The organism is Rhodoluna miladensis (SeqCode) (assembly GCF_965234705.1).
Taxonomy (GTDB): domain Bacteria; phylum Actinomycetota; class Actinomycetes; order Actinomycetales; family Microbacteriaceae; genus Rhodoluna; species Rhodoluna miladensis.
Genome location: NZ_OZ248465.1, coordinates 528,771 through 555,664, shown reverse-complemented (window position 1 = coordinate 555,664; position 26,894 = coordinate 528,771). Strand labels below are relative to the sequence as shown.

General features: G+C 50.9%; 22 protein-coding genes and 3 rRNA genes. 1 reads left to right on the top strand and 24 read right to left on the bottom strand.

Going from position 1 to position 26,894, the window contains the following annotated elements; translation table 11 throughout:
• Positions 1-10: 10 nt before the first annotated feature.
• The 22 genes from recN to infC form a co-directional block, all read right to left on the bottom strand.
• Positions 11-1,705 carry a DNA repair protein RecN gene (gene recN / locus AC8GDC_RS02760; protein ID WP_506558357.1) on the bottom strand — a complete coding sequence of 565 codons (1,695 nt, stop codon included), beginning with the start codon at positions 1,703-1,705 and terminating at the stop codon, positions 11-13.
• A gap of 3 nt (positions 1,706-1,708) precedes the next feature.
• On the bottom strand, positions 1,709-2,641 hold the full coding sequence (locus tag AC8GDC_RS02755; RefSeq protein WP_506558356.1) for an NAD kinase: 933 nt from the start codon (positions 2,639-2,641) through the stop codon (positions 1,709-1,711).
• On the bottom strand, positions 2,638-3,474 hold the full coding sequence (locus AC8GDC_RS02750) for a TlyA family RNA methyltransferase (protein WP_506558355.1): 837 nt from the start codon (positions 3,472-3,474) through the stop codon (positions 2,638-2,640). The genes AC8GDC_RS02755 and AC8GDC_RS02750 overlap by 4 nt, the downstream gene beginning before the upstream one ends.
• Positions 3,443-3,586 carry a hypothetical protein gene (locus AC8GDC_RS02745; protein ID WP_506558354.1) on the bottom strand — a complete coding sequence of 48 codons (144 nt, stop codon included), beginning with the start codon at positions 3,584-3,586 and terminating at the stop codon, positions 3,443-3,445. The genes AC8GDC_RS02750 and AC8GDC_RS02745 overlap by 32 nt, the downstream gene beginning before the upstream one ends.
• A gap of 25 nt (positions 3,587-3,611) precedes the next feature.
• Positions 3,612-4,595 carry an HAD-IIA family hydrolase gene (locus tag AC8GDC_RS02740; protein WP_506558353.1) on the bottom strand — a complete coding sequence of 328 codons (984 nt, stop codon included), beginning with the start codon at positions 4,593-4,595 and terminating at the stop codon, positions 3,612-3,614.
• Positions 4,585-5,559 carry a hypothetical protein gene (locus AC8GDC_RS02735; RefSeq protein WP_506558352.1) on the bottom strand — a complete coding sequence of 325 codons (975 nt, stop codon included), beginning with the start codon at positions 5,557-5,559 and terminating at the stop codon, positions 4,585-4,587. The genes AC8GDC_RS02740 and AC8GDC_RS02735 overlap by 11 nt, the downstream gene beginning before the upstream one ends.
• A 64-nt stretch (positions 5,560-5,623) precedes the next feature.
• Positions 5,624-5,740 (bottom strand): 5S ribosomal RNA (rrf, locus tag AC8GDC_RS02730).
• A 96-nt stretch (positions 5,741-5,836) separates the two neighbouring features.
• Positions 5,837-8,940: ribosomal RNA gene (locus AC8GDC_RS02725) — 23S ribosomal RNA — on the bottom strand.
• Between the two features lie 373 nt (positions 8,941-9,313).
• A 16S ribosomal RNA gene (locus AC8GDC_RS02720) occupies positions 9,314-10,833 on the bottom strand.
• The 16S, 23S and 5S rRNA genes sit together here, the layout of an rRNA operon.
• A gap of 444 nt (positions 10,834-11,277) precedes the next feature.
• Entirely contained in the window at positions 11,278-12,564 is a 1,287-nt protein-coding gene (gene tyrS, locus AC8GDC_RS02715) for a tyrosine--tRNA ligase (RefSeq protein WP_506558351.1), read from the bottom strand.
• Positions 12,564-13,964 (bottom strand): argininosuccinate lyase, encoded by a 1,401-nt coding sequence (argH, locus tag AC8GDC_RS02710; protein ID WP_506558350.1) that lies wholly within the window; start codon positions 13,962-13,964, stop codon positions 12,564-12,566. The genes tyrS and argH overlap by 1 nt, the downstream gene beginning before the upstream one ends.
• Complete coding sequence (locus tag AC8GDC_RS02705) at positions 13,954-15,150, bottom strand: argininosuccinate synthase (protein WP_506558349.1); 1,197 nt, start codon at positions 15,148-15,150, stop codon at positions 13,954-13,956. The genes argH and AC8GDC_RS02705 overlap by 11 nt, the downstream gene beginning before the upstream one ends.
• A 55-nt stretch (positions 15,151-15,205) precedes the next feature.
• Positions 15,206-16,135: an ornithine carbamoyltransferase gene (gene argF, locus AC8GDC_RS02700; RefSeq protein ID WP_506558348.1), complete on the bottom strand. Its 930-nt coding sequence runs from the start codon at positions 16,133-16,135 to the stop codon at positions 15,206-15,208.
• Between the two features lie 22 nt (positions 16,136-16,157).
• Positions 16,158-17,048: an acetylglutamate kinase gene (argB, locus tag AC8GDC_RS02695; protein ID WP_506558347.1), complete on the bottom strand. Its 891-nt coding sequence runs from the start codon at positions 17,046-17,048 to the stop codon at positions 16,158-16,160.
• Entirely contained in the window at positions 17,048-18,196 is a 1,149-nt protein-coding gene (argJ, locus tag AC8GDC_RS02690; RefSeq protein WP_506558346.1) for a bifunctional glutamate N-acetyltransferase/amino-acid acetyltransferase ArgJ, read from the bottom strand. Before argJ ends, argB begins: the two co-directional genes overlap by 1 nt.
• Positions 18,193-19,236 (bottom strand): N-acetyl-gamma-glutamyl-phosphate reductase, encoded by a 1,044-nt coding sequence (gene argC, locus AC8GDC_RS02685; protein WP_506558345.1) that lies wholly within the window; start codon positions 19,234-19,236, stop codon positions 18,193-18,195. Before argC ends, argJ begins: the two co-directional genes overlap by 4 nt.
• Before the next feature lie 25 nt (positions 19,237-19,261).
• A complete protein-coding gene (pheT, locus tag AC8GDC_RS02680; protein WP_506558344.1) occupies positions 19,262-21,760 on the bottom strand; it encodes a phenylalanine--tRNA ligase subunit beta in 2,499 nt (832 codons plus the stop codon).
• Positions 21,761-22,801, bottom strand: coding sequence for a phenylalanine--tRNA ligase subunit alpha (gene pheS / locus AC8GDC_RS02675; protein ID WP_506558343.1), 1,041 nt, complete (start codon positions 22,799-22,801; stop codon positions 21,761-21,763). It abuts the gene before it with no gap.
• 18 nt (positions 22,802-22,819) lie between these two features.
• Positions 22,820-23,614, bottom strand: coding sequence for a TrmH family RNA methyltransferase (locus tag AC8GDC_RS02670; protein ID WP_506558342.1), 795 nt, complete (start codon positions 23,612-23,614; stop codon positions 22,820-22,822).
• Positions 23,615-23,619: 5 nt separating this feature from the next.
• On the bottom strand, positions 23,620-24,003 hold the full coding sequence (gene rplT, locus AC8GDC_RS02665; RefSeq protein WP_506558341.1) for a 50S ribosomal protein L20: 384 nt from the start codon (positions 24,001-24,003) through the stop codon (positions 23,620-23,622).
• A gap of 27 nt (positions 24,004-24,030) precedes the next feature.
• A complete protein-coding gene (rpmI, locus tag AC8GDC_RS02660; protein WP_506558340.1) occupies positions 24,031-24,225 on the bottom strand; it encodes a 50S ribosomal protein L35 in 195 nt (64 codons plus the stop codon).
• On the bottom strand, positions 24,226-24,852 hold the full coding sequence (gene infC, locus AC8GDC_RS02655; RefSeq protein WP_506558457.1) for a translation initiation factor IF-3: 627 nt from the start codon (positions 24,850-24,852) through the stop codon (positions 24,226-24,228). It lies immediately after the preceding gene.
• 199 nt (positions 24,853-25,051) lie between these two features.
• On the opposite strand from infC, the gene AC8GDC_RS02650 reads away from it, so the two are divergent.
• A complete protein-coding gene (locus AC8GDC_RS02650) occupies positions 25,052-25,390 on the top strand; it encodes a DUF1844 domain-containing protein (RefSeq protein WP_506558339.1) in 339 nt (112 codons plus the stop codon).
• On the opposite strand, the gene AC8GDC_RS02645 is transcribed toward AC8GDC_RS02650, so the two are convergent.
• Positions 25,387-26,157 carry an SseB family protein gene (locus tag AC8GDC_RS02645; RefSeq protein WP_506558338.1) on the bottom strand — a complete coding sequence of 257 codons (771 nt, stop codon included), beginning with the start codon at positions 26,155-26,157 and terminating at the stop codon, positions 25,387-25,389. The genes AC8GDC_RS02650 and AC8GDC_RS02645 overlap by 4 nt on opposite strands.
• Positions 26,154-26,885, bottom strand: a complete 732-nt coding sequence (priA, locus tag AC8GDC_RS02640; RefSeq protein WP_506558337.1) for a bifunctional 1-(5-phosphoribosyl)-5-((5-phosphoribosylamino)methylideneamino)imidazole-4-carboxamide isomerase/phosphoribosylanthranilate isomerase PriA — start codon at positions 26,883-26,885, stop codon at positions 26,154-26,156. The genes AC8GDC_RS02645 and priA overlap by 4 nt, the downstream gene beginning before the upstream one ends.
• Positions 26,886-26,894 lie beyond the last annotated feature (9 nt).

Below are 26,894 nucleotides of genomic sequence, written 5' to 3'. Positions count from 1 at the left end.
ACACGCAAAATTACTTTGCCAGGGCGCTTTGAGCTAAGTCCAAAAGCTCCTTGGCGTGGGACCTTCCGCTCTCGGATTCACTTAGACCTGAGAGCATTCGAGCCAGTTCCTCAACAACTTGCTCGCCTTCAAGGCGAACAACATCCGTTGCGGTGAATTCAGTCGTTGATGACTTGAGAACCCTCAGGTGTCTATTGGCAAAGGCTGCCACCTGTGGCAAGTGGGTCACGACTATCACTTGAGCGTTGCGAGCCAGCATTGCAAGGCGTTTTCCGACTTCACTGGCAGCGGCACCGCCAACACCGGCGTCAACTTCGTCGAAGATAAAGGTAGGCGCGAGCTCACTCTTTGCCAAAACAACCTCGATTGCAAGCATGATTCTGGAAAGCTCTCCCCCAGAGGCTCCCTTACCAATTGGTCTAGGTTCTGCTCCAGGGTAGGCAGTTAGCAACAAAGCCACCTGATCAAACCCGTGGGTGGTAAGTTCACTGAGCCTGGAAACCGATGCTTCCAAACTGGCGCCAGTCATAGCTAAAGCTGACAGCTCTGCTGTTACTGCCGCTGACAACTCAGCTGCTGCCTTGGTTCTAATCGAACTTATTTGCGCCGCCAAATCGTGGGCTTGTTTGCTCAACTGCTGCTCTTCGAATGTTAGCGAAGCTATTGCCTCATCGGAGGAATCTAGATCCAGTAAGCGAGATCCTGCAGTTTCCAGATAGGCAATTACTTCATCAAGAGTGGGTCCATACTTTCGCATCGCGGAGGATAGCTCTGCGCGACGAGATTGGATTTTCTCCAGCTCCGATGCTCCGTCGTTATCTAGATCTGCGATGTAGCTGGAGATGCTAGCTGCGGTTTCGTTCAACGAGAAGCCGATTTCTTTTAGTTGCTCGGCCAGTTTTTCAAGTTCTGGGTCGTGATTGCTTACCTGCTCGAGTGCTCGCCTAGCCTTACCTATAGCTGTCAAAGCATCGGAAGAGTCATCGAATGAATCACTGCTCAGCTCTTCGTGAGCGGCAGCAGCTGCAATACGAAGCTCCTCTAAGTGAGTTAGCTTTTCAGCAAGCTCGGAAAGCTCAACATCTTCGCCTGATTTTGGATCTAGTTTGGTTAGCTCCTCGACGGCAGCTCTTATCTCATCGGCTTCTCGAGCACGGGATGAGGATTCGGTGGTTAGCACCTGCAACCTATTGGCAGCCATCTTCCAGGCGGTATACGTCTCTGAATACTTGTCGGTAAGTGCTGCAAGTGAAGCACCGGCAAATTGATCTAAGGCCTCGCGCTGCGCGGCAGCTGATTTGAGCCTGATCTGATCGGATTGGCCGTGCACCACAACCAGGTGCTCACCAATTTCAGTAAGAACACCAACCGGCACTGATCTTCCGGAAACCGTTGCCTTGGATCGGCCTTCAGATGAGATTGATCTGGAAACTAAAAGTTCTCCGTCTTCGATTTCAATTCCCGCTGCAGTGATTCGATCTAGTGCTTCTTTGGGAAGTAGCCAACGACCCTCAACGAAGGCTTGTTCTTGACCTTTGCGAACAGCGCTGGCATCGGATCTCGAACCAAGCAGCAATCCGAGGGCATTCAAAACCATAGTTTTTCCAGCGCCGGTTTCACCGGTTAAAACCGTTAGCCCCGGCCCAAGATCGAGCTGGGCTTCACGGATGACGCCCAGATCACGAATGTGGATTTGTTCTATCAAAAGCTATGCCTTCTTTGAATCCGGACCGCGCCAGCCTTCGACGGGTAGAGAGAACTTACGAACCAAACGATCAGTGAAAGGACCTTGACTCAATCTTGCAAGACGAACCGGCTTTTCGGACTTTCGAACTTCAACGCGTGCACCGACTGGAAGCTCAGTGCTTCTGCGACCATCGCACCACAGCACTCCCGCACCAGCGGAACGCTGAAGCACTTCAACAGCAACAAGTGAGTTTGGGCTGATAACAAGTGGTCTTGCAAACAGAGCATGAGCGCTAAGTGGAACCATCAATAGTGCATCAACCGATGGCCAAACAACCGGCCCACCGCCAGAAAAAGCGTAAGCGGTTGATCCGGTTGGAGTGGAGACAACAATTCCATCGCAGCCAAAGCTAGATAGTGGTCTTCCATCAACTTCAACAACTACTTCTAGCATGCGCTCTCTGGCGCTTTTTTCAACCGTGGCTTCGTTCAGAGCCCAGGTTCGGTATACCTCTTTACCATCCAGCTTCACGGCAACATCTAGGGTCATTCGCTCTGTGACCAAGTAATCTTTGGCAACGACCCTGGCTATGGTTGAGCTGATCTCGTTTTTCTCACTCTCAGCCAAAAAACCAACGTGACCTAGGTTAATTCCAAGCAGTGGAGTCTGAGAATTACGCACGAGCTCTGCAGCTTTGAGTATTGTTCCATCGCCCCCGAGCACCACGGCAAGTTCAAGATCAGCTTCTTGGGTGTCTTTTCCAAGTTCAAGAATTGAAGCCGCTGATGAGTTGTTTACAGTCTTTGCGTGAGCGAGGGTTTCAGCACGTTCCTGCTTATCCATCACAGGAGTAATGCCGGCTTTTAGGAGCGCTTCTGCGCATTCCAATGTTGCCGAAAGAGCCTCTTTACGAGCGGTATGGGAAACCAGCAGAACAAGTCTCTGATTCGTCATTTGCTCTCCCTGGCCAGTTGCTCAATTCTCTCAGTCCATTTTGACCGATTTGGAGCCTCTGAAGTACTAATCCAAATCAGGTACTCAATGTTCCCGTGAGTTCCAGGCAATTCAGACCGCTCTAATCCAAGCATTCCAAGGCCTAACTCGTGGCAACAATCCACAACCTGCTTGATTGCGGAGGCTCTTAATCTGTGATCTGAGACCACACCGGAGGCGCTCAAAGACTGCTTTCCTACCTCAAATTGAGGCTTTATAAGTAGTACAAAATCCGCCTTCGGGGCCAGTGCCGCAAGTGCCGGAAGAACCAGGGTCAAAGAGATAAAGGATAGATCGGCTACCACTAGGTCGATTTCCAGATTCTTGTCATCGGTTAGCTCACGAAGCTCCCCCAATGTGACCTCGCGGGCATTGATGCCTTCGAAGGATTGAACTCTTGGGTTATTAACCAATTCAGGAGCAAACTGTTCGTGGCCCACATCGATCGCGACAACTCTGGCGGCACCGTGGCGAAGTAAAACATCAGTGAATCCGCCGGTAGATGCCCCAACGTCAAGACAGGTTTTGCCTACTACCTCGAGAGCTCCAAACGCATCGAGTGCTCCTTTGAGCTTGAGTCCTGCGCGCGAGACATACTCATCGGCTGGAATGATTGTGATTTCACAATCCATCGCAACGGACGAACTGGGTTTAGTTATTTCCTTAGTGCCAATTAGCACGCGCTTGGCTTTGACTAGGTCAGCTGCGTGACCGCGAGATCTTGCCAGACCTCGCTCAACAAGCAATAAATCGATTCGTAGATTACTCAGAGTCTTGTGGCCTTGAGTCGGCAATCATGGCCTCTAGCTTCTGCCGAATAATCTCGAACGCAGCGCTCTGCTGATCAAGTGGCAACTCGCGAGTCTTTGCAATTTCGCCCGAGAGATTATCTAGTAGTTCTGACATGCTTTCCTCATTTCTTGTCTCCAGCCTATTCGTAAAGTGCGCTTTCTAAGTCGAGCAAATGTATCGGCGTACCGCAGTTCCAGATGGTCATACAGGCCGCTTTCAAAGCATCCAGTGACCTCGGGTCCCCAAAACTAACCACTACTTTTTCGCCCAGCAGCTCAACTTCAACATCCCCGAGTTTGTAGCCCCGCTTGGTCCTTGAAGGGGCACGATAATCGCTTCGCAAATCCTTCAGTGTTTCGAGAATGTATGTAGGTCTAGAGTCGGGCTTAGCAGCCAGAAGCTCTTTCCGGGTTGTGACTCCGGTCATAACAAGGGCTGAACCAAGACCTGCTTGATTGGCTCCTGCAACATCGGTGTCTAGTCGATCTCCAACGTAGATCGCACTCTTTGCTTCAAATTTGCGCATCGCTGTTTCAAAGATTGCCCGCTCAGGCTTGCCTGCAACAACAGGAAGTTGGCCAACCGCTGTGTGTACAGCGGAAACCAAAGTTCCATTTCCTGGAGCTAAACCTTTTTCGCGCGGAATAGTCCAGTCTTGATTTGTCGCTACCCACCTAGCTCCACCTTGAATTGCGTAGCTTGCCTCAGCCAAATCGTTCCAACCAACCTCAGGCGCAAAACCCTGAATGACGGCCGCCGGCTTGTCATCGCTTAGTGAAACTAGTTCAAAACCTGCAGCTTGAACTTCGAAGCGAAGTCCCTCTCCACCCACTACCAAAACTTTTGAACCCTTGGGAATCATGGTGGCCAGTAGCTCAACGCCAGCTTGAGCCGAAGTAATTACATCGTCTTTCGACAGTTCAATTCCAAAACCACGCAGTTGATCCGCGATAGTTTCAGGTTTTCGTGAAGAATTGTTGGTGATGTAGCCAACCTTGATCCCATTTGAACTAATGGCAGTAATCGATTCAACCGCTTCTGCAACCGCGTTTTTACCCTCGTAGATAACTCCGTCAAGATCCAGTAGCAAAGTTTCAAACTGATCGAAAATGTTAGCGGCCACGCGGCGCGCTCCTGCCGGTATTCCCTGGACCGTCAAAGCCACGGTTTGATTTGCCAGTTCCACGGTTTTCGAAAGGTTTTTTCTCAAACGGTGGTCTTGGTTTGTCCGTTGGATCAAATTTTGGACGATCGGCGAACTTTGGAATTTCGATTTCTTCGACTATTTCTAAGACATCTTCCGGCTTTCCAGCCAAAGCAATTTCGGCACGCTGGGCCAAATCCGCCCACTTTTTGGCATCTTCTGCTCTTCCAAGAATCTCAAGGGTGTTGGCGTAGGCGCGAAATAGCGGTGGAGAGTAATCAAAGACCTTTTCTGGGTTCAGCTCAGGAATTTCAAGCTCTGATAGGGCAAGTTCGTTTTCCCCAAGATCCAAGCGCGCTCCGCTGGTAGCAATAGCAAGGTTCACCCGAACCGCGGGGGTTAGTGTTTTTCTGTCGGCTTCTCTTGCCATTTTTAGAGCTCTATCTGGTCGGTTCATGCCTCGCTCTGAATCAACAATTAGCGGAAGCTGGTCGTTGGAGCCTGAAATTCTGCGATGAGCAAGTAATTCTCGAAGGGCTAGTGGGTAGTCCCCGACGGTATAAGCAGTAACCCCAACTGTTTCTCGAACTACCGCTATTCGACCAGCTCGCCGAGCTGCCGATAGCGCGTGCTTATGGGCTAGTTCTGGATCTTGGTCAATCAAAAGCGAAACCATTGCCAGGTGTCTGGCAACCATTTCGGCGTTTTCGGCAGTTAAGGTCTTGAGCTGAACCCGAACGATCATGTCTACATCGTTTGGAGTTATGGATTCAGGAATGATTGGGGATTTTTCACGATCTGGATCGCGCTGCATTTCAACTCGCTGCTGCCAGATCGGCCGCTCACCCTGATCTTGTCTTTGACCACGACCTGCGGGGGCATCCCTTGGGGACCTTCCGGCTGGACGCTGCGGACGAGAGCGTCTTTTGTCGTCATCGGTCATGATCTAATTCTTCCTTAAATGAAGATAGCCACCAATTAATTGGTGGCTATCTCCTTTAAATTAAGTCCGGCGGTGTCCTACTCTCCCACAAGGTCACCCTTGCAGTACCATCGGCGCAGGAGGTCTTAGCTTCCGGGTTCGGAATGTAACCGGGCGTTTCCCCTCCGCTATGGCCGCCGAAACACTATTGAGTTATGTTTCGTTCAGCACACATTGAAGTGTGTTGTTTTGGTTCCCATACCTCGGGAACCACATAGTGGACGCAAGCAAAAAAATTGTTATCAAGTAGTTGGCTTATTAGTACCGGTCAGCTCCATGGGTCTTTAGTCCCCACTTCCACATCCGGCCTATCAACGCAGTAATCTAGCTGCGAGCCTCTCGACTAAAAGTCATGGAAATCTCATCTTGAAGCTGGCTTCCCGCTTAGATGCTTTCAGCGGTTATCCGTCCCGAACGTAGCTAATCAGCGGTGCTCCTGGCGGAACAACTGACACACCAGAGGTTCGTCCATCCCGGTCCTCTCGTACTAGGGATAGGTCTTCTCAAATTTCCAACGCGCGCAGAGGATAGAGACCGAACTGTCTCACGACGTTCTGAACCCAGCTCGCGTGCCGCTTTAATGGGCGAACAGCCCAACCCTTGGGACCTACTCCAGCCCCAGGATGCGACGAGCCGACATCGAGGTGCCAAACCATGCCGTCGATATGGACTCTTGGGCAAGATCAGCCTGTTATCCCCGAGGTACCTTTTATCCGTTGAGCGACAGCGCTTCCACAAGCCACTGCCGGATCACTAGTCCCGACTTTCGTCCCTGCTCGACTTGTCAGTCTCACAGTCAAGCTCCCTTGTGCACTTACACTCGACACCTGATTACCAACCAGGTTGAGGGAACCTTTGGGCGCCTCCGTTACTTTTTGGGAGGCAACCGCCCCAGTTAAACTACCCATCAGGCACTGTCCCAGATCCGGATTACGGATCGTGGTTAGGTAACCGAAGTGATCAGAGTGGTATTTCAACAACGACTCCACCTGAACTAGCGTCCAAGCTTCAAAGTCTCCCACCTATCCTACACAAATCACACCGATCACCAATACCAAACTATAGTAAAGGTCACGGGGTCTTTTCGTCCTTCTGCGCGTAACGAGCATCTTTACTCGTAGTGCAATTTCGCCGAGTTCGCGGTTGAGACAGCTGAGAAGTCGTTACGCCATTCGTGCAGGTCGGAACTTACCCGACAAGGAATTTCGCTACCTTAGGATGGTTATAGTTACCACCGCCGTTTACTGGGGCTTAAATTCAGAGCTTTGCATTGCTGCTAACCCTTCCTCTTAACCTTCCAGCACCGGGCAGGCGTCAGTCCGTATACATCGTTTTGCAACTTCGCACGGACCTGTGTTTTTGATAAACAGTCGCTACTCACTGGTCTCTGCGGCCATACAGGGCTTCGGAAGTAAATTCCTACACCCCTCAGGCCCCCCTTCTCCCGAAGTTACGGGGGCATTTTGCCGAGTTCCTTAACCACGATTCTCTCGATATCCTTAGTATTCTCTACCTGACCACCTGAGTCGGTTTGGGGTACGGGCAGCTAGAACCTCACGTCGATGCTTTTCTTGGCAGCATAGGATCGCCCACTTCACCCTTGCGGGCTCATCATCAGATCTCAGGCTTAATGAGTGACGGATTTGCCTATCACTCGCCCTACATCCTTAAACGGGGACAACCATCGCCCCGCGGAGGCTACCTTCCTGCGTCACACCTGTTAATACGTTAACCGCACCAGAATAGGGTCGTGTTCACCACCACAGATCCACCCGAAGGCTTCACTGCAGCTTAGAAAACTTAGCATTACTGGATTAGTTTGAGCGGTTCTTCGCCGGTACGGGAATGTCAACCCGTTGTCCATCGACTACGCCTGTCGGCCTCGCCTTAGGTCCCGACTTACCCAGGGCGGATTAACCTGGCCCTGGAACCCTTGGTCTTTCGGACGGGGAGTTTCTCACTCCCCTTTCGCTACTCATGCCTGAATTCTCACTCGTGTGGCATCCACGGCTGGATTACTCCGCCGCTTCGCTCGCCACACGACGCTCTCCTACCCATCTGTACGCCTGGACCACGAAGGCCTGGCAATGGTACAAATGCTACAACTTCGGTGGTGTGCTTGAGCCCCGTTACATTGTCGGCGCGGAATCACTTGACCAGTGAGCTATTACGCACTCTTTCAAGGGTGGCTGCTTCTAAGCCAACCTCCTGGTTGTCTATGCAACTCCACATCCTTTTCCACTTAGCACACGCTTTGGGACCTTAGTTGGTAGTCTGGGTTGTTTCCCTCTCGACTATGAAGCTTATCCCCCACAGTCTCACTGCCTTGTTCTCACTTACTGGCATTCGGAGTTTGGCTGACGTCAGTAACCTTGTAGGGCCCATCGGCCATCCAGTAGCTCTACCTCCAGTAAGAAACACAAGACGCTGCACCTAAATGCATTTCGGAGAGAACCAGCTATCACGAAGTTTGATTGGCCTTTCACCCCTACCCACAGCTCATCCCCCAGATTTTCAACTCTGGTGGGTTCGGTCCTCCACGACGTCTTACCGTCGCTTCAACCTGGCCATGGGTAGATCACTTCGCTTCGGGTCTAGGACATGCGACTGAATCGCCCTATTCAGACTCGCTTTCGCTACGGCTTCCCCACACGGGTTAACCTCGCCACATATCACTAACTCTCAGGCTCATTCTTCAAAAGGCACGCCGTCACCAGAACAAGCTGGCTCCGACGGATTGTAAGCACACGGTTTCAGGTACTATTTCACTCCCCTCCCGGGGTACTTTTCACCTTTCCCTCACGGTACTTGTCCGCTATCGGTCAATAGGTAGTATTTAGGCTTATCGGGTGGTCCCGACAGATTCGCACAGAATTTCACGGGTTCCGTACTACTTGGGATACTTCTTCAACTTCCACAACATTTCGACTACGGGGTTGGCACCCTCTATGACTGGCCTTTCAAGACCATTCGTCTATATTGCTTCTTGCTGTTGCTGGTCGGCAGACCAACGTAGAAGTCCCACAACCCCGATCATGCAACGCCTGCCGGCTATCACACATGATCGGTTTGGCCTATTCCGCGTTCGCTCGCCACTACTAACGGAATCACTTTTGTTTTCTCTTCCTGTGGGTACTGAGATGTTTCACTTCCCCACGTTCCCTCTATCTAGCCTATGTATTCAGCTAGAAGTAACTGGATCTAGTCCAGCTGGGTTTCCCCATTCGGAAATCCTCGGATCAAAGTCTGTTTATCGACTCCCCGAGGCTTATCGCAGATTACTACGTCCTTCTTCGGCTCCTATTGCCAAGGCATCCACCGTGTGCTCTTAAGAACTTGACCACAAAGAGACCCGACAATAAATTGTCGGATCTAAAATAAGATGCTCGCGTCCACTATGTAGTTCTCAAAGTACGGGCGGTAACGAATCTCTACTTCCAATTAGGAAGGTCAAGACTCGCTCCAGACCAGAAAATCCCCCGGAGGGGATTATTTGATCCTTGGATTTCGGTCTCCCGATCCCCAAGGACCCAACAGCGTGCAATAGAAGTTTTAGATAACCTCTTCGTTCCTAAGCTCCGAAGAGCTTGTACTTGAAAAGAAAATTTAGGCTGCTAACAATGCGATGATCCACCCATGAGCAAACCAGCCGAAAAACATTCGTTTTCGATACTGGCTCTTATGAAGAACCGAAGTTCTCCTAGAAGCTCCTTAGAAAGGAGGTGATCCAGCCGCACCTTCCGGTACGGCTACCTTGTTACGACTTAGTCCCAATCACCAATCCCACCTTCGACGGCTCCTTCCTTACGGTTAGGCCACCGGCTTCGGGTGTTACCGACTTTCGTGACTTGACGGGCGGTGTGTACAAGGCCCGGGAACGTATTCACCGCAGCGTTGCTGATCTGCGATTACTAGCGACTCCGACTTCATGAGGTCGAGTTGCAGACCTCAATCCGAACTGAGACCAGCTTTTTGGGATTCGCTCCACCTTACGGTATTGCAGCCCTTTGTACTGGCCATTGTAGCATGCGTGAAGCCCAAGACATAAGGGGCATGATGATTTGACGTCATCCCCACCTTCCTCCGAGTTGACCCCGGCAGTCTCCCATGAGTTCCCACCATTACGTGCTGGCAACATAGGACGAGGGTTGCGCTCGTTGCGGGACTTAACCCAACATCTCACGACACGAGCTGACGACAACCATGCACCACCTGTATAGAGACCTTGCGGGGCGTACATTTCTGCACGTTTCCTCTATATGTCAAGCCTTGGTAAGGTTCTTCGCGTTGCATCGAATTAATCCGCATGCTCCGCCGCTTGTGCGGGCCCCCGTCAATTCCTTTGAGTTTTAGTCTTGCGACCGTACTCCCCAGGCGGGGTGCTTAATGTGTTAACTTCGTCACGGACCACGTGGAATGTGGCCCACAACTAGCACCCACCGTTTACGGCGTGGACTACCAGGGTATCTAATCCTGTTCGCTCCCCACGCTTTCGCTCCTCAGCGTCAGTTACGGCCCAGAGATGTGCCTTCGCCATTGGTGTTCCTCCTGATATCTGCGCATTCCACCGCTACACCAGGAATTCCCATCTCCCCTACCGCACTCTAGTCTGCCCGTACCCACTGCAGGTCCAAGGTTGAGCCTTGGATTTTCACAGCAGACGCGACAAACCGCCTACGAGCTCTTTACGCCCAATAATTCCGGACAACGCTTGCACCCTACGTATTACCGCGGCTGCTGGCACGTAGTTAGCCGGTGCTTTTTCTGCAGGTACCGTCACTTTCGCTTCTTCCCTGCTAAAAGAGGTTTACAACCCGAAGGCCTTCATCCCTCACGCGGCGTTGCTGCATCAGGCTTGCGCCCATTGTGCAATATTCCCCACTGCTGCCTCCCGTAGGAGTCTGGACCGTATCTCAGTTCCAGTGTGGCCGGTCACCCTCTCAGGCCGGCTACCCGTCGTCGCCTTGGTGAGCCATTACCTCACCAACTAGCTGATAGGCCGCGAGCTCATCCTTGACCGAAATTCTTTCCACACCTCGGGATGCCCCAAGGTGTCGTATCCGGTATTAGCTACAGTTTCCCGCAGTTATCCCAGAGTCAAGGGCAGATTGCTCACGTGTTACTCACCCGTTCGCCACTAATCCACTGGAGCAAGCTCCAGCTTCATCGTTCGACTTGCATGTGTTAAGCACGCCGCCAGCGTTCGTCCTGAGCCAGGATCAAACTCTCCGTAAAAGTTAAGTAGCTTTTTGGACCGAAGCCCTCAAGCAAACTAGAACGAATGCCCCGGAAAATGGGGCAATCAATTTGATCTGACTAAATCAGATTGTCTGACAATCTGTCTAATCCAATTTGTTCTCTTGACATTATTTGGCAAGCCAAATAAAGCCAAGATGTTATTGGCATCGACATTGTGCACGCTGTTGAGTTCTCAAGGATCGGATGCGTCCGGGAATCGATTTTTTATTTTCGATCTCCGGAGCTGCTTTTCCAATTTGCCGACTACAAAACCGACTAGAAACCTTGATTTCTAGCTACTTTTGGAGGTGGCGTTTTGTGCACTTGAGCCGAAATTCTAGACAGAATTTCAAGCTTTGGACAACTTCACAAGATTACGCTGTTGTGGCCCGCTATGTCAAATCAAATAAGGGTTTTTAGCCCCTTTAAGGCAATTTCTTTTCAGGAAAGATAGATGGCAGCCAGGGTCTTTTTGCCCCTTCGAAGCACCGCTAAATTGCCTGGCAAAACTTGCTCAAAAACGGCTGCCTCGTCGACCACTTTCTCGTTGTTGAGGTAGACCCCGCCTTCTTTGATGGCCCTGCGACCCGCGGAAACACTGGCCTCTAGGCCAGTATCAACCAAAAGCTGAGCAATTGAAGCACCCTTGACCGCCTTCACGTTCGGAAGCTCGGATAGGGCTGAAAGTAGATCTTGCTCGGAAAGGTCGGTCAGTTCCGCCTGGCCGAACAGAGCCTTCGAGGCCTGAATGGCCCCGTTAGCTGCCTCGGGTGAGTGAACCAGGCTGGTGACTTCAAGGGCCAGGGCCCGCTGAGCCTCCCTCAGGTGAGGAGCTACTTTGACCTGCTCCGCCAAGGTTTCAATTTCGGACTTGGAAAGAAAAGTGAAAACCTTTAGGCGATCTATCACGTCGGCATCTTCTACGTTCAACCAGAACTGATAAAAAGCGTAAGCACTTGTTAGCTCGGCATCTAACCAAACAGCATTGCCTTCACTTTTTCCAAACTTCTTTCCATCGGAGTTTGTGATCAAAGGTGTTGCCATCAAGTGAACAGACTTGCCTTCAACTTTATGGATCAAATCAGAACCGGAAGTTAGGTTTCCCCACTGGTCGGATCCCCCAAGCTGAAGGGTGCAATTATGGCGGCGGAACAATTCCAAAAAGTCATAGCCCTGGAGTATCTGGTAGCTGAATTCTGTGTAGCTGATGCCATGCTCCGAATTCAATCTGGCACTAACCGCTTCCTTGGAAAGCATTTTGCCAACTCGGAAGTGCTTTCCAATCTCGCGAAGAAAATCTATGGCACTAAGCGGTGCTGTCCAGTCCAGGTTATTAACCAGTGAAGCTTTGTTGCTGCCAGAAAAATCAAGGAATCTGGATGCCTGCTTGGAGAGTTTTTCAACCCACTCAGAAACAGTTTCTTTGGTGTTCAGCACTCGCTCGGCAGTTGGACGTGGGTCGCCAACCAAACCTGTTGAGCCACCAATCAAAACAATCGGGTTGTGACCTGCCAGCTGCAACCTTCTCATCACTAGTAGCTGCACCAAGTTTCCGAGGTGAAGCGATGGCGCAGTTGGGTCAAAGCCAATGTAGTAAGTAAGCTTTCCAGAATTCAACTGCTTGGATAATTCAGCCTCGTCGGTAGAAATTGCAACTAGCCCACGCCACTGTAGCTCTTCCCACAAACCCTTGAAGGATTTGTCGTTTGACTGATTTGAAATGACCATTACTTGGTGATCCAATTCTTTCGAAGTTCGCTAATTTGATCAAGAACTCGAGGAAGGGCTGTTCCCCCAGCACCTGATCGAGACTTGATTGAACCGGACACTGAAAGAACATCTCTGACCTCAGGAGTTAGTGACTTGGAGATCTTTGCCATCTCGCTGTCTGGAACTTCGTGGAGACCGAGCGAATTCTTTTCGCAGTATGCAACTAGCCAGCCGGTAATCTCATGTGCTTCGCGGAATGGAACCTGCTGCTTCACCAGCCACTCTGCAACATCAGTTGCAAGTGAGAATCCTGCCGGTGCAAGACGCTCTAAGCGGTCCAAGTCAAATTTCATTGTTGCTACCATTCCAGAAAATGCTGGAAGCAAAAGCTTGAGTGTATCGATGGAATCAAACACCGGTTCTTTGTCTTCTTGCAGATCGCGGTTGTAGGCAAGAGGAAGTCCCTTTAGTGTTGCGAGTAGGCCGGTGAGGTTTCCAATCAGTCGGCCAGATTTTCCTCGCGCTAGCTCAGCAACGTCAGGGTTTTTCTTTTGAGGCATGATCGAAGATCCGGTTGAGTAAGCATCGTCGAGTTTGATGTATCCAAATTCAGCAGTTGCCCAAATGATGATTTCTTCTGCAAATCTCGACAGGTTGATACCAATCAGACTCATTACAAAAGTGAATTCTGAAACTATGTCTCTTGCGGAAGTCCCATCAATTGAATTCTGTGTTGTTGCAGCAAAACCCAATTCGTTAGCGACTAAATTTGGGTCAAGCCCCAAGCTTGAACCAGCTAGCGCGCCAGCTCCATACGGCGACACATTGGCTCTAACTCGCCAGTCGCGCAGTCTTTCTATATCGCGAACCAGTGGCCAGGTGTGCGCTAGAAGATGATGAGAAAGAAGCACCGGCTGAGCGTGCTGCATGTGAGTACGGCCAGGAATTGCCGACCCCAAGTGCTCTTGAGCCCGATCAGTTATGACTTCGATTAGTTCCCGAACTAAGTTCTCTATAACTACCGCTTCGTCCATTAGGTACGAGCGAATCAGGGTTGCTATTTGATCGTTTCTGGATCTTCCCGCACGAAGCTTTCCACCTAGATCAGCGCCTGCAATTTCAATGATTCCGCGCTCGAGGCTCGAGTGAACATCCTCATCTTGGTCTTTAGAAACAAAGCTTCCAGCTTGGACTCTCTCCAGTAGTTGAGCCAAAACTTTTGTGAGTCTTTCGGCCTCATCGCTGCTCAGATATCCAGCGGTAAACAAGGCTTTGACGTGGGCCTTGGAACCAGCGATATCGTACTGCGCCAAGCGCCAGTCAAAATGTGTTGACTTGCTTAGGGCTGCAACAGAGTCAGCCGCAGAAGAGGCGAACCGACTTCCCCACAGCGCTCCGGGCTTGGCCTCACTTGCCATGTGAGCGTCTCGCCGAAATCTTGCTTGGAAGAGCCCAAAGCTCGATAAAGCCCTTAGCTAGCGACGAATCGAAGCTATCTCCGGTGTCGTAGGTGGCCAAGTTGAAGTCGTACAAGCTCTGCTCGGACCTGCGGCCAGTCACAACAGCCCTACCTCCGCGAAGCTTCAGGCGAATTTCACCTGAGACATACTTTTGGGTGTGGTCGATGAAAACATCTAGCGAGCGCTTCAAATCAGAGAACCAAAGACCTTCGTAGACCATAGTTGCCCACTTGTCCTCAATACCCTTCTTGAACCTGTTCACATCACGCTCAAGGGTTAGGTTCTCAAGCTCTTCGTGGGCCTGAATCAAGGCAATTCCAGCTGGAGCTTCGTAGATCTCACGGGATTTGATTCCAACTAGACGATCTTCGACGATGTCGATGCGCCCAACTCCATGGGCACCTGCCAATTCGTTCATCTTCTTGACCATTTCGATGGCGCTGTAAGAAACTCCATCGATTGCAACCGGAATTCCCTGGTCGAACTTGATGATGAGCTCGGTTGGCTCCCTCAAAATATCTGGGTCCTGGGTGTAGGTATAAAGGTCTTCAATTGGGGCGTTCCACGGGTCTTCTAAGAATCCAGTCTCGACCGCTCTTCCCCAAACGTTCTGATCCACTGAGTATGGGCTCTTTTTCGATTGAGCAATCGGCAGATTGTGCTCGGCAGCGTATTCCAAAGCCTTGTCACGAGTTAGCGCAAGGTCACGAATAGGCGCAATAGAAGTAAGCTCCGGGGAAATCGCGGCCACTGATGCTTCGAAACGAACTTGGTCATTTCCTTTACCTGTGCAGCCGTGGGCAACTGTGTCTGCACCTAGTTCCTTAGCGGTCTTTGCCAGGTACTTTGCAATAAGTGGGCGAGACAGAGCCGAAACCAATGGGTAGCGCTTTTGGTAAAGTGCATTGGCCTTTAGGGCAGGCATGATGTAGTCATCGGCAAACTCTGACTGGGCATCGATTACTACTGACTCGACAGCTCCGCAATCGAGAGCGCGCTGTCTGATTACCTCCATGTCTTCGCCACCTTGGCCAACATCAATGGCCATGGCAACTACCTCTTTACCGGTGGCGTCTTTCAACCAGCCGATACCAACAGAGGTGTCAAGACCACCGGAATATGCCAAAACAACGCGCTGGGCCATTTGTCTCCTACTACTTCAAAAATCAGACCCGAAAAGGCTCGAGATTAGTTCAATCTTAGGCTTTTGAGCGTGCGGCCAGCCAAACCATAAGGGCTTTTTGGGCATGCAGGCGGTTTTCGGCCTGATCCCATACAACCGACTGCGGCCCATCCAGAACATCCGCTGCTATTTCAAAGCCCCGGTAGGCAGGAAGGCAGTGTAAAACGATGGCCTCAGGCTTTGCGATGCTCATCAGTTCACTATCGAGAGTGAACCCGGCAAAGTCCTTTAGCTTTTGCTCTTTCTCAGCTTCTTGACCCATCGATACCCAGGTGTCGGTGGCAACCACATCGCTATCGATAAGTGCGTGCTTTGGGTCGGTGTAAACATCGATTGATCCGCCAGTTTGAAGAGCGATCTCTTCAGCTCTGCGATAGATCTTCGGATTTGGCTGATAGCCAGCTGGCCCAGCTATCCGGATCTTCATGCCAGCGGTCACTCCAGCCAGCATGTACGAGTGGCACATATTGTTTGAGGCATCACCGATGTAGGAAAGTACTTTGCCCTTGAGCGAACCAAGCTGTTCTCGAAGCGTCATCAAATCCGCCAGCAATTGGCAGGGGTGAAAATCATCGCTAAGGCTGTTTATTACCGGCACCTTGGAATTGGCTGCCATCTGTTCAAGACCGCTTTGGGCAAAAGTCCGCCAAACAATCATGGCCACCTGTCGCTCTAGAACCTTTGCGGTATCGGCTACCGACTCCTTGACCCCAAGCTGGCTTGAACCAGAATCCATAATCAGAGGTGATCCGCCGAGATCAGAAACTCCAACTGCGAAAGAAACTCTTGTTCGAGTTGAGGTCTTATCGAAAATTAGAGCAACAGTTTTTGGTCCAGCAAAAGTCTTTTCCGAGTAAGGGCTGGCCTTGAGTTGCACAGCAAGATCCAGGATTTCAGACTGCTCTTCGGGAGAAATGTCATCATCACGCAAAAAATGACGGGTCATAGCAAATCTCCTCTCGAAGTTTCTAAGGTAGCACCAAGGTGCCAACACCGCTGGAGGTGAAGATTTCGAGCAAGATGCTGTGAGGCGCACGACCGTCGATAATGTGAGCCCTGGGCACTCCCCCAGCAAGAGCATTCAGGCAAGCCTGCATCTTCGGAATCATTCCCGATTCAAGTTGTGGAAGCAGTTCAGTCAGCTCAGCAACGCGAATTTCGGAAATCAAAGAGTCTTTGTTAGGCCAATTGCTATAGAGCCCTGCGACGTCGGTGAGAAGAAGTAGTTTTTCCGCTCCCAACGCAACAGCCAGTGAAGCAGCTGCCAAATCTGCATTGACGTTCAGAAGCGAGCCATCAGATCCGGGTGCAACAGTCGACACGATTGGCACCACCCCAGCAGCCAGTGCTTCCAAAACTATGCGGGGGTTAACTTGGGTGACCTCTCCCACTAAACCAACATCAAGTGGGTTTCCGGCGTTATCTGTTGTGGTTTGCTCAGCCCTGAATAAGTTGGAGTCTTCTCCGGACAAAACTAGAGTCTTTGCACCCGCATTTTCAACTAGCTTGGCCAACTGCGCCGAAATCTGATTTCTCAAAACATCCTTGACAACATTCATAACCTCAGGGGAAGTGACCCTTAGGCCTGATCGAAACTCAGTTTCGATTCCAAGTTCTGCAAGCCTTGCGGTTATCTGCGGTCCCCCACCATGAACAACGACAGGTTTGATACCGACAAATCTCAGGTACGCCATGTCTTCGGCAAATGCCTTGGTTAGTTGCTCGTCCACCATCGCATTGCCACCGAATTTGATGACGACAACTTTTCCATGAAAATCCTGGAGCCAAGGCAAAGACTCGATGAGTGTTTCAGCTTTGATGCGTGCGAGAGCTGCATCCTGAATCTGATTTTGGCTCATTAGCTGGAATACTCGCTGTTCTCGATTACGTATTCTTTGGTCAAATCGTTTGTCAAAATTGTTGCTCCTTGATCTCCAGCGTTCAAGCCAATCCGAATAAAGACTTCGCGCGAAGCTAGATTCACCAATGAGCGGTCCTGGTCAGGGCCACCCTTAGATGAAACTCGAACGCCGTTTATCTCAACGTCAATATCGTATGGGTCATACTCTGCCGCTGTTGTTCCGATTGCGGCAAGAATTCTTCCCCAATTCGGGTCATTGCCATAGATGGCTGTCTTGAACAAATTGTTTCTAGCGATTGCTCTTCCGACCTCGAGAGCGTCGGCTTCCGATGCGGCACCGTGAACCTCAATAGCGATTTCGTGTGCTGCTCCTTCGGCGTCCTTCATTAACTGTCTGGCCAAATCCATGCAGACATCGACCAGTAAACTTTGGAAATCTTCAGCCTCAGCCTTGATGCCACTTGCCCCGGAAGACAACAGAATCACTGTGTCATTAGTTGAAGTGCAGCCATCTGAATCGAGTCGATCAAAGGAGACAGAAGTTGCAGCCCGAAGATGATCGTCGATGTTTGAGACCTCGGCATCGGTAGTGATAACTACCAGCATGGTTGCAAGTGCTGGAGCAAGCATCCCTGCTCCTTTTGCCATTCCACCAATTTTCCATCCGGCACTAGAGGTGGCAGTTGCAAGTTTTGGCACTGAATCGGTTGTCATTATCGCGTTAGCGGCGTCAGCTCCCCCGTCTACTGACAGGTCTTTGCAGGCTGAAGCAATTGCTGGGTAAAGCTTGTCGGTATCAAGCTGAACCCCAATAAGCCCTGTTGAACAAACCAATACATCTTGGGCGGAGAGATCAAGTGCATCAGCAACTAGCTCAGCTGATTTATGGGTGGTTTGAAATCCCTGGGCTCCGGTGTAGCAATTAGCCCCACCACTGTTTAGAACAACTGCTCTGCAGGCACCATCCTTTATGGCCTCCATGGACCAAAGCACCGGGTTGGCCTTTGCTCGGTTACTGGTAAACACCGCAGCCGCGTCATCCTTGGGACCTAAATTATGAATGACAGTGACATCGAGCTTGCCACTTGATTTCAAACCTGCAGCGACAGAGCCTGCTAAAAAACCTCTTGCAAATGTTACGCTCACGAGCTAAACCCGATTCCCAAAAGGCCCAGACTCTCTTCGAATCCAAGAGCAAGGTTCAGAGATTGAATTGCTGCACCAGCTGTTCCCTTGACTAGGTTGTCAATTGCACAAACGATAACCACTCTTCCAGAATGTTCATCCAGCGAAAGACCAATAGTTGCGTTGTTTGACCCGGCAAGTTCTCCAGTATTTGGAAAATCCCCTTCGTCAAGAACGTGGATAAATTGCTCATCGCCATAGGCATCTAGGTAAACCTCACGAAGTGAGGTCAGAGTTGTTCCGGGTTTAGCCTTGGCGGTGTTTACCGAAAGAATGCCACGAAACATAGGAACCAGTACTGGAGTAAATGACACAGTTACTGGTTGGCCAGCAGCATTCGATAGGTTCTGCTCAATTTCTGGGGTGTGTCGGTGAACTCCCCCAACGCCGTAGGCATGGGATGATCCTTCGCCTTCACTTACCTTTTCGGCAATAGGCGTTCTTCCGGCACCTGAAGTTCCAACCGAGAGAATCGAAACTATGTCAGACGGCTCAATTAAACCTGCGGTAAGTGCAGGTGCTAGCCCCAAAGTAATTGCTGTGACGTTGCAACCTGGAACGGCTACTCGATTCACATTCCTAAGTCGACCACGCTGTTTGCCACCTGATGCAAGGGTAAGTTCGGGAAGTCCATAGCTCCAGGTTCCTGCGTGCTTAGTTCCGTAGAACTTTTCCCAATCGCTTGCATTCTCAAGTCTAAAATCTGCACCGCAGTCGAGAATCAATTTGGTATCTCCAAGCCAACTAGCAACCTCGGCGCTTTTGGAATGCGGCATGGCAAGAAACACCACGTCGTGTCCTTGCAAGTTGGTTGCATTGGTTTCAACAAAGACTAGATCCGCGTGATCCGAGTTATCAGGATGCAAGGATGAGACGCTTTGTCCAACGTTGCTGTTAGCCGTCACGGTTTTCAGTTCCAACTCGGGGTGTTTTGCCACCAGGCGCATCAGCTCGCCGCCAACGTATCCGCTGGCTCCGGCGATCGCAACAGTCAAAGCCATCTCGGACTCCCTTCGGCTGATTGGTTTAGGAACGAATTTCTGCGTTAAATCTTTGTTTTGCTATTGCAACTCCAGCATCGCGAGCTTCGCTCGCCTCCGCCTGAGTCAAGGTTCGATCCATCGCTCGGAATCTAAGTGCGAAAGTTAGGGATTTCGAACCCTCAGGAACATTTGAACCTCGGTAATCATCGGTCAACGAGATTTCCTCGAGCAGTTCACCGGCTCCTTCTCGAACAGCAGCCAAAACGTCAGCTGCTGGAGTTTCGATTTTTACAACTAGGGAAAGATCCTGCGTAGCAGCTGGCAAAGTTCCAATCGGTCTTGCGGACACAGATGCAGGAGCAACAGCAAACAAGGCGTCTAGGTTGATTTCAAAAACCCCAACTGTTCTAGGAAGATCGTGGGATTTGCTAATTGAAGGATTCAACTCCCCGACCACGCCAACTACAACTGTCCCAACCATCAGTTCAGCTGAGCGTCCTGAATGTAGACCTTTAGGCTTGGCCTGGCGAACAGCTAGTTCAACTCCGACAGCTGAGCCAACCACTCGCGCTGCCTCAAGAGCATCTTCGACTCCTGCGGTGACTGACTTAGCTCCAGGCTGAGAACTAAGTCTCGAACCTAGAAACAAACCGGCAAGATGCTTCGGTTGATTCGGAATTCCCTTTTCAAGATTTGCAATTTCCTCTGCAGTAGGTCTTGCGCTGGTATCGGGAAAAACTGGTGGCTTGGAGCTGGACGAAACAAACACTGAGCCGTGTTCAACAATTGCCAAGTCAGTAAGACCGCGTGAAAGGTTTCTGCGAGCGGTATCAATAAGTCCAGGAATAAGGGACATCCGGAGTGATCCAGCTTCTTCTTGAATCGGGTTTGCAAGGGCCACGGCTTTGGATGCATCGGCAAAGAGATTGTTTGAGTCGGCTGATACAAATGGGTAGCTCAGAATTTCAGTGCAACCGGCTGCTGCAAGTGAATTTAGAGCAGAAGCTCTAAAGTTCTGCTCCCTGGTTAAACCTCGTCCCGGTGGCGCTACTGGCAACAATGAAGGAATTCGGTCATAACCGGTGATTCGAGCAATTTCTTCAACTAAGTCTGTCTTGTGCAGAAGATCCGGTCTCCAGCTAGGTGCAACTACCTTTAGTCCCGCCTTGTCGGCGCCGACTTCGGCTCCGATGTCACGAAGTACTTTGTCAATTTCCTGCTGGCTGTAATCAACACCCATCAACTCGCTGGCAAATCCGTTCGGCAGCAAAATCTCCTTGGCCGGTTCAAAATCCGAGAATGTTGCCCCCAGGGTGCCAGCTTTTCCACCTGCGTGAAGTTCCAATAGCTGAATCACTCTCGCTGAAGCGAGTTCACCAATTCGTGGGTCAACGCCGCGTTCGTAGCGCTTTGAGGCCTCCGAGAAAAGCTTGTGCCTTCTTGCAGTTCTGGCTACAGAAATACCATCGAAGTGAGCAGTTTCAATCAAGACATTCTTGGTGGTTTCCGACACTTCAGTAGTGAAGCCACCCATAACTCCGGCCAAACCAATTGGTCCGGATTCGTCGGTGATAAGCAGGTCTTCCTCACTGAGTTTTCGCTCTTGGCCATCGAGAGTCTTTAGCGTCTCACTCTTTTTTGCACGACGAATGGTTAGGCCGCCTTTGATCTTGTCAAGATCATATGCGTGCACCGGTTGACCTAGTTCAAGCATCACGTAGTTAGTGATATCTACCGCTAGAGAAATTGAGCGCATACCGGCAAGCTTTAGTCTGGCGCGCATCCAGGTTGGAGTCGGCTTGGAAGCGTCAATTCCTGTCACAGTTCTAAGCACGAAACTCTGGGAAGTCTTGCGTCCACGAATTGGAGCAGAGTCCTGAATTACTAGACCAAAACCTTCCGCCTTAACCGGCTTAGCGTTCTGAGCTGGATCGCGGAACTTGACTCCGGTTGCGTGTGAATACTCTCTAGCAACACCTCGGATTGAGAGGCAGTAGCCGCGGTCTGGAAGAACGTTTATTTCCGCCGCACTGTCAAACAGACCTAGAAGTTCAATGGCGTCGGTACCGACTTTTGGATCCAGTCCTATTGAAGCCAGGCGCAAAATGCCATCGTGATCGTCGGAAAGATTAAGCTCGCGGCCAGAAGCGATCATTCCGTCGCTGGTGTGACCGTAAGTTGAACGAGCAGAAATCACAAAGTTTCCAGGTAGCACAGCTCCTGGCAAGCTAACAACAACTTTGTCACCAACTTCAAAATTCGCCGCTCCGCAGACAATTCCTCGAACCGATGCTCCGCCATCAGCGGCTTTGGATCCATCGGGTGCTACTTGGACCTGGCACCAGCGAATGGTTTTTCCATTTGCCTGCGGTTCGGCCACAAATTCCAGAACCTGTCCAACAACTAGCGGTCCTTTCAAATCAAAGCTGTGAACAGCCTCTTCTTCAAAACCAACACGAACAAGTTGATCCATAACAGATTCAGGGGTTGCATCCGAAGGAAGATCAACATATTCACCAAGCCAACTGAGTGGGACTCTCATCTAGAGCACCATTCCAAACTGCTGACTAAAACGTACATCGCCTTCGACCATGTCGTGCATGTCAGTCACTTCGTTTCTAAACATCAAAGTGCGCTCGATACCCATTCCAAATGCGAATCCGGCATAAACCTCAGGATCAATACCACTGGCGCGTAAAACGTTTGGGTTCACCATTCCGCAACCGCCCCATTCAACCCATCGCGCGCCGCCTTTGGCACCGGGATGCCAAACATCTAGCTCAGCTGAAGGTTCGGTGAATGGAAAAAATGATGGACGCAGACGAATCTTGGCTTCTTCGCCAAACATGATGCGAGCAAAGTGTTCAAGAGTTCCACGAAGGTTTGCCATGCTCAGACCCTTGTCGATGGCAAGCCCTTCTACCTGGTGAAAAACTGGAGTGTGAGTGGCATCCAACTCATCAGTTCGAAACACTCGTCCAGGGCACAAAACATAAATTGGCACTTCTCTATCAAGCATTGATCGGACCTGAACAGGGGAAGTGTGCGTTCTAAGAACCAGCTTCTGCTCAGTTGGCTCAACGAAGAAGGTGTCCTGCATGGCTCGAGCTGGGTGGTCGGCATCAAAGTTCAAAGCATCGAAGTTGAACCACTCGCTTTCAACTTCTGGCCCCTCGGCAATTTCCCAACCCATTCCAACAAACACATCGGAAATCTTTTCCTGAAGCAGACTCAGCGGGTGACGAGAGCCGGTTCGAGCAATTCTGCCCAAAGCAGTGATGTCGATAGCTTCTTTCTCAAGAAGCTTGGCTTCTTCTGCGGCTGAAAGTTCGCTCTCTCGAGCCTCAAATGCTTCGGTGACTTTTGCCCTTGCGGAGCCAACAATCTTTCCGGCTTCAGCCTTTTGATCCGCGGCTAGCTTTCCAAGCTTTGCGCTGAAGCCTGCCAGTGCAGAACCCTCACCAAGAATGGAGCTTTTTGCTTTTTTGAGCTCAGCGATAGAGCCGGCTTTGGTTATCTCCGCCAGGGCAGTCTCAATGGCCTTGTTGACCTCTGCTTGAGAAATACCCTCGGAGTTGGACATAGTTCTAAAGTTTACCGATTAGCTGTTCTGGGCGAAGGCTGACGCGTACATGCAAACGCTGGCAGCGGTTGCCAAATTCAAAGATTCAGCAGCTCCGAAGATGGGGACCTGAACCAACTTGTCAGCCAGGGCTGATACTTCTGGCTCCAGACCCCATGCTTCGTTGCCAAACAGCCAAAGAGTGGGCTTCGCTAATTCAGTCGAATCGATGGTGGCAAGTGATGCCCCAGCCACGTCAGCTCCTAGAACAGCAAGCCCCGCTTGCTTGAACTTCTCGAGTGAGGATGGGATATCTGCATCAATAATGAATGGCAGGTGGAACATCGAACCGGTGGTTGATCTAACAACCTTTGGGTTGTAGATATCCACGCTGGCCTTGCTAAAGATAACCGCATCCGCACCAGCAGCGTCGGCTGCACGAAGTACTGTGCCAGCATTTCCCGGGTCACGAATTTGTGCCAGGAATGCAACCAGCTTCGGTTTTGACAAAAGCACGTCTTCAATTGAGACGTGGAACTGCTGGCAAACAGCGACTACGCCTTGAGGAGTTGTGGTGTCGCTTAGTTCCTTGAGAACGCCTTCAGAAACAATGTTCACGCTTACCCGGGACTCACGAGCGCGCGAAATCAACTCTGAGAATTTTTCTTCAAAGCCTTCAGTCGCAAACAGCTTCTCAATTAGCTTTGGTCGCTCAAGGGCTTCTTTCAGCCCTTGTGGTCCCTCAAGCAGAAAGAGCCCGGTCTCTGACCGGGCCTCTTTCTTGGTGAGCTTTGCGACCCCTTTTATTTCCGCTTGGGAGGGATCTTGAATCACTTTTGTTAGCTCGCCTTAGGTGCTGAAGTGTCCTTAGGCAGCGCTGCCTTTGCAGTTGCAACCAATGACGCGAAAGTCGCTGGCTCGTTTACTGCTAGGTCAGACAAAATTCTGCGGTCAACCTGAACGCCTGCAAGACCAAGTCCCTGAATGAAACGGTTGTATGTCATTCCGTTTGCACGAGATGCAGCGTTGATGCGCTGGATCCACAGTCTGCGGAAGTCACCCTTGCGAGCTCTGCGGTCGTTGAATGCATAGACAAGTGAGTGCAGCATCTGCTGCTTTGCCATGCGGTATAGACGGGAGCGCTGTCCGCGGTATCCCTTTGCGCGCTCTAGTACAACGCGACGCTTCTTCAGCGAGTTGACTGCGCCTTTTACTCTTGCCATTTTTCTATACTCCTAAAATCGATCGGGTTACTTGCCGAGCTGCTTCTTGATGGTCTTAAAATCGGCAGCTGAAACTACCTGGTCAGCGTTCAAGCGACGCTTACGTCTAGATGACATGTGCTCTAGGTTGTGGCGCATGTTGATCTGCTGCTTCATGAGCTTGCCACTACCTGTGAAGCGGAAACGCTTCTTGGCACCCGAATGGGTCTTCTGTTTTGGCATTTACTTCTCTCCTGTTTCTATGGCAGCCTCTTCGACTACTACTTCGGTGGTTTCAGCTTTGGCTTCAGCTTTTGCAGCCTTATCCGCAGCTTTCTTTGCATCAGTTTTCACTTCAGCTTTGTTTCTAAGTGGACCAATGACCATGACCATGTTTCGGCCGTCGATCGACGGTGTCGATTCAACGGCGCCAAACTCGGCCACCTCTTCAGCCAACTTCTGCAGCAACTTGATACCCATCTCCGGACGAGATTGCTCTCTTCCTCGGAATACCACCATCACCTTCACCTTGTCGCCGGCTTTCAGAAACTTCTCGATCTGAGCTTTCTTAGTGCCGTAATCATGACCGTCGATTTTCAAACCGAAGCGGACTGTCTTTAGAACAGTGTTCACCTGGTTCTTGCGAGCTTCACGAATTTTCTGGGCAGCTTCGTATTTGAACTTGCCGAAATCCATTAGCTTCGCAACCGGAGGGCTGGATTGTGGTGAAACCTCTACGAGGTCCAAGTCTGCCTCTTGCGCCATGCGCAAAGCATCCTCGATTTTTACAACTCCAACCTGTTCACCCAATGCTCCAACGAGGCGAACCTCTGGGACACGGATACGGTCATTGATGCGGGGATCGCTGATCTGGTTCTCCTTATCGATGTGCCTTTGGCCACACCAGGCACGCTAAAAGCGCACAGGGAAATGCAGATGCGAAAAAAGCTTTACCCGGCAACCTATAAATGCGGTGGACGCGGGTGGGAAACTAATCCACTTCTGACCGAGACCATAAGACCTCGGAGCCATGAGATAGCCTAGCATCAAAGCCACCAAAGGAGAATAGTTGTCCGAATACGACAAGATTCAAGACCAGATCACCGAGATCTCAGACTTGCCAGCCGTTGAGGTCATAGGCCGCTACGCGGTGGACCTTCTGAGCGTTGCTGCCGTTCAGTGTGGACTGGCTGCCGATGGACGAAAAGGCGACCTCGATGAAGCCCGAAAGCTGATAACCGCCGTGGCCGGATTGATTGTTGCTGCGGCCCCAGACCTAGGTGATCACCACGCCAGACCGCTTCGCGATGCCCTCCGCCAAGTTCAGCTTGCCTTTCGGGAAGCCAGCGTCATAAAGGACGCTCCTGGCCAAGGCCCCGGCGAGAAATACACCGGTCCAGTCAACTAACTTCGTAGCTTTATTGCTACCGAATCTACCGACAAGGCAAAGTCTTCAGATTCAGACCAGATACTACTTATACGGTCGATTAGCTCCCTAACTACAGCAGGCTCGGCCTTGGGCTCAAGCTGAAGTAAGACCTGCAGCTCTGACCCCAAAAGCCTGGACTGTGGATCTGCCGTCGAGGCCTCAATCTTCAAAACTAAAGGCTCACCCGCAATTGAATCCTGCAGCACCTTCAGCACTGCTTCATTGCGCTCAGGTGGTAACCAAGGTAGCGACTGAGCAATTTTTGCTATTGCCGGGCGCCTAACCACGAACTCAGTGCCGCTACCTGGATCAAGCACTATTCGGGTGCTCATCTGAGAAGCCGCAGCTAGAGCGATTCGAATTGCGTCGGTGGGAACAGGCCTAGAAGCTTTGTTCCAGCGACTCATGGCCTCAACTGAGGAGAAGACAACCAAAGAGTCCTGATCGTCGGGAGATTTGACTGTGACTATTGAAAGTTCTGCACTCTTATCAACCTTTTGACCGTGCGCGCCCGTTTCAGACTCGCCAAGATTTGCAAGAAGCGGGACTAGAAGTCTTGAAACTCGAATCTGATCAACAACTTCTTCTGCACCAACCTCACCGGCTCGAAACGCCGTGATAACCTCAATTAGTTTTGGTGGAGCCGTACCGTCATCGTCTGCAAATGAGTTTGAATCGAAGCTTCGACCTTCCCAAGGTGTTCCAGCAGAATCGGTGAATCGATTGGGGTTGATGTGCTCGTTCACTTACTCGCAAACTCCAGAGCCTGCTCCAAGCTAAAACGCTTGGCGTAAAGCGCCTTACCTAAAATTGCTCCCTCAAGACCAAGAGGAACCAATTGCCTTAGAGCGGATATATCTTCGAGAGTAGAAATCCCTCCGCTGGCAACAACCGGTTTGTCGGTTTTTTCCATTACTTGACGAAGGAGCTCTAGGTTTGGCCCCTTCAAAGTTCCATCCTTAGTGACATCCGTCACGACGTATCTGGCGCAACCGGCTTGCTCTAGTCTTTCCAAAACATCGAAAAGCTCGCCGCCTTCTTTTGTCCAGCCCCTGGCAGCCAATGTGGTTCCTCGAACATCTAACCCAACTGCGATTTGATCACCGAAGCGAGCAATTACTTTCTCGGTCCACTCAGGATTCTCAAGTGCGGCAGTTCCGAGGTTCACCCTGGTTGCGCCTGCCGATAGGGCCGCCTCGAGAGATGCATCGTCGCGGATTCCTCCGGATAGTTCAATCTTTATACCAACGCAGGCATCGACAACTTCCTGAATCACTTTTCTGTTGTCACCGCGACCAAAAGCTGCATCTAGATCAACCAGGTGAATCCATTCCGCTCCCGCATCAATCCAGGTTTGAGCTGCTTCAAGAGGTGATCCGTAATCAGTTTCGGACCCAGCTTCACCCTGGGTAAGCCGAACAGCTTTGCCATCGGCAACATCAACCGCTGGAAGAAGTTCTAGGTATTCTGACACTTCGTTGCC

Coding starts and splice junctions, on each gene's coding strand:
- AC8GDC_RS02755 (WP_506558356.1), bottom strand. CDS start 2,641: ATGACGAATCAGAGACTTGTTCTGCTGGTTTCCCATACCGCTCGTAAA.
- AC8GDC_RS02745 (WP_506558354.1), bottom strand. CDS start 3,586: ATGTCAGAACTACTAGATAATCTCTCGGGCGAAATTGCAAAGACTCGC.
- AC8GDC_RS02735 (WP_506558352.1), bottom strand. CDS start 5,559: ATGACCGATGACGACAAAAGACGCTCTCGTCCGCAGCGTCCAGCCGGA.
- tyrS (WP_506558351.1), bottom strand. CDS start 12,564: ATGGTCATTTCAAATCAGTCAAACGACAAATCCTTCAAGGGTTTGTGG.
- argH (WP_506558350.1), bottom strand. CDS start 13,964: ATGGCAAGTGAGGCCAAGCCCGGAGCGCTGTGGGGAAGTCGGTTCGCC.
- AC8GDC_RS02705 (WP_506558349.1), bottom strand. CDS start 15,150: ATGGCCCAGCGCGTTGTTTTGGCATATTCCGGTGGTCTTGACACCTCT.
- argF (WP_506558348.1), bottom strand. CDS start 16,135: ATGACCCGTCATTTTTTGCGTGATGATGACATTTCTCCCGAAGAGCAG.
- argB (WP_506558347.1), bottom strand. CDS start 17,048: ATGAGCCAAAATCAGATTCAGGATGCAGCTCTCGCACGCATCAAAGCT.
- argC (WP_506558345.1), bottom strand. CDS start 19,236: ATGGCTTTGACTGTTGCGATCGCCGGAGCCAGCGGATACGTTGGCGGC.
- pheT (WP_506558344.1), bottom strand. CDS start 21,760: ATGAGAGTCCCACTCAGTTGGCTTGGTGAATATGTTGATCTTCCTTCG.
- pheS (WP_506558343.1), bottom strand. CDS start 22,801: ATGTCCAACTCCGAGGGTATTTCTCAAGCAGAGGTCAACAAGGCCATT.
- rplT (WP_506558341.1), bottom strand. CDS start 24,003: ATGGCAAGAGTAAAAGGCGCAGTCAACTCGCTGAAGAAGCGTCGCGTT.
- rpmI (WP_506558340.1), bottom strand. CDS start 24,225: ATGCCAAAACAGAAGACCCATTCGGGTGCCAAGAAGCGTTTCCGCTTC.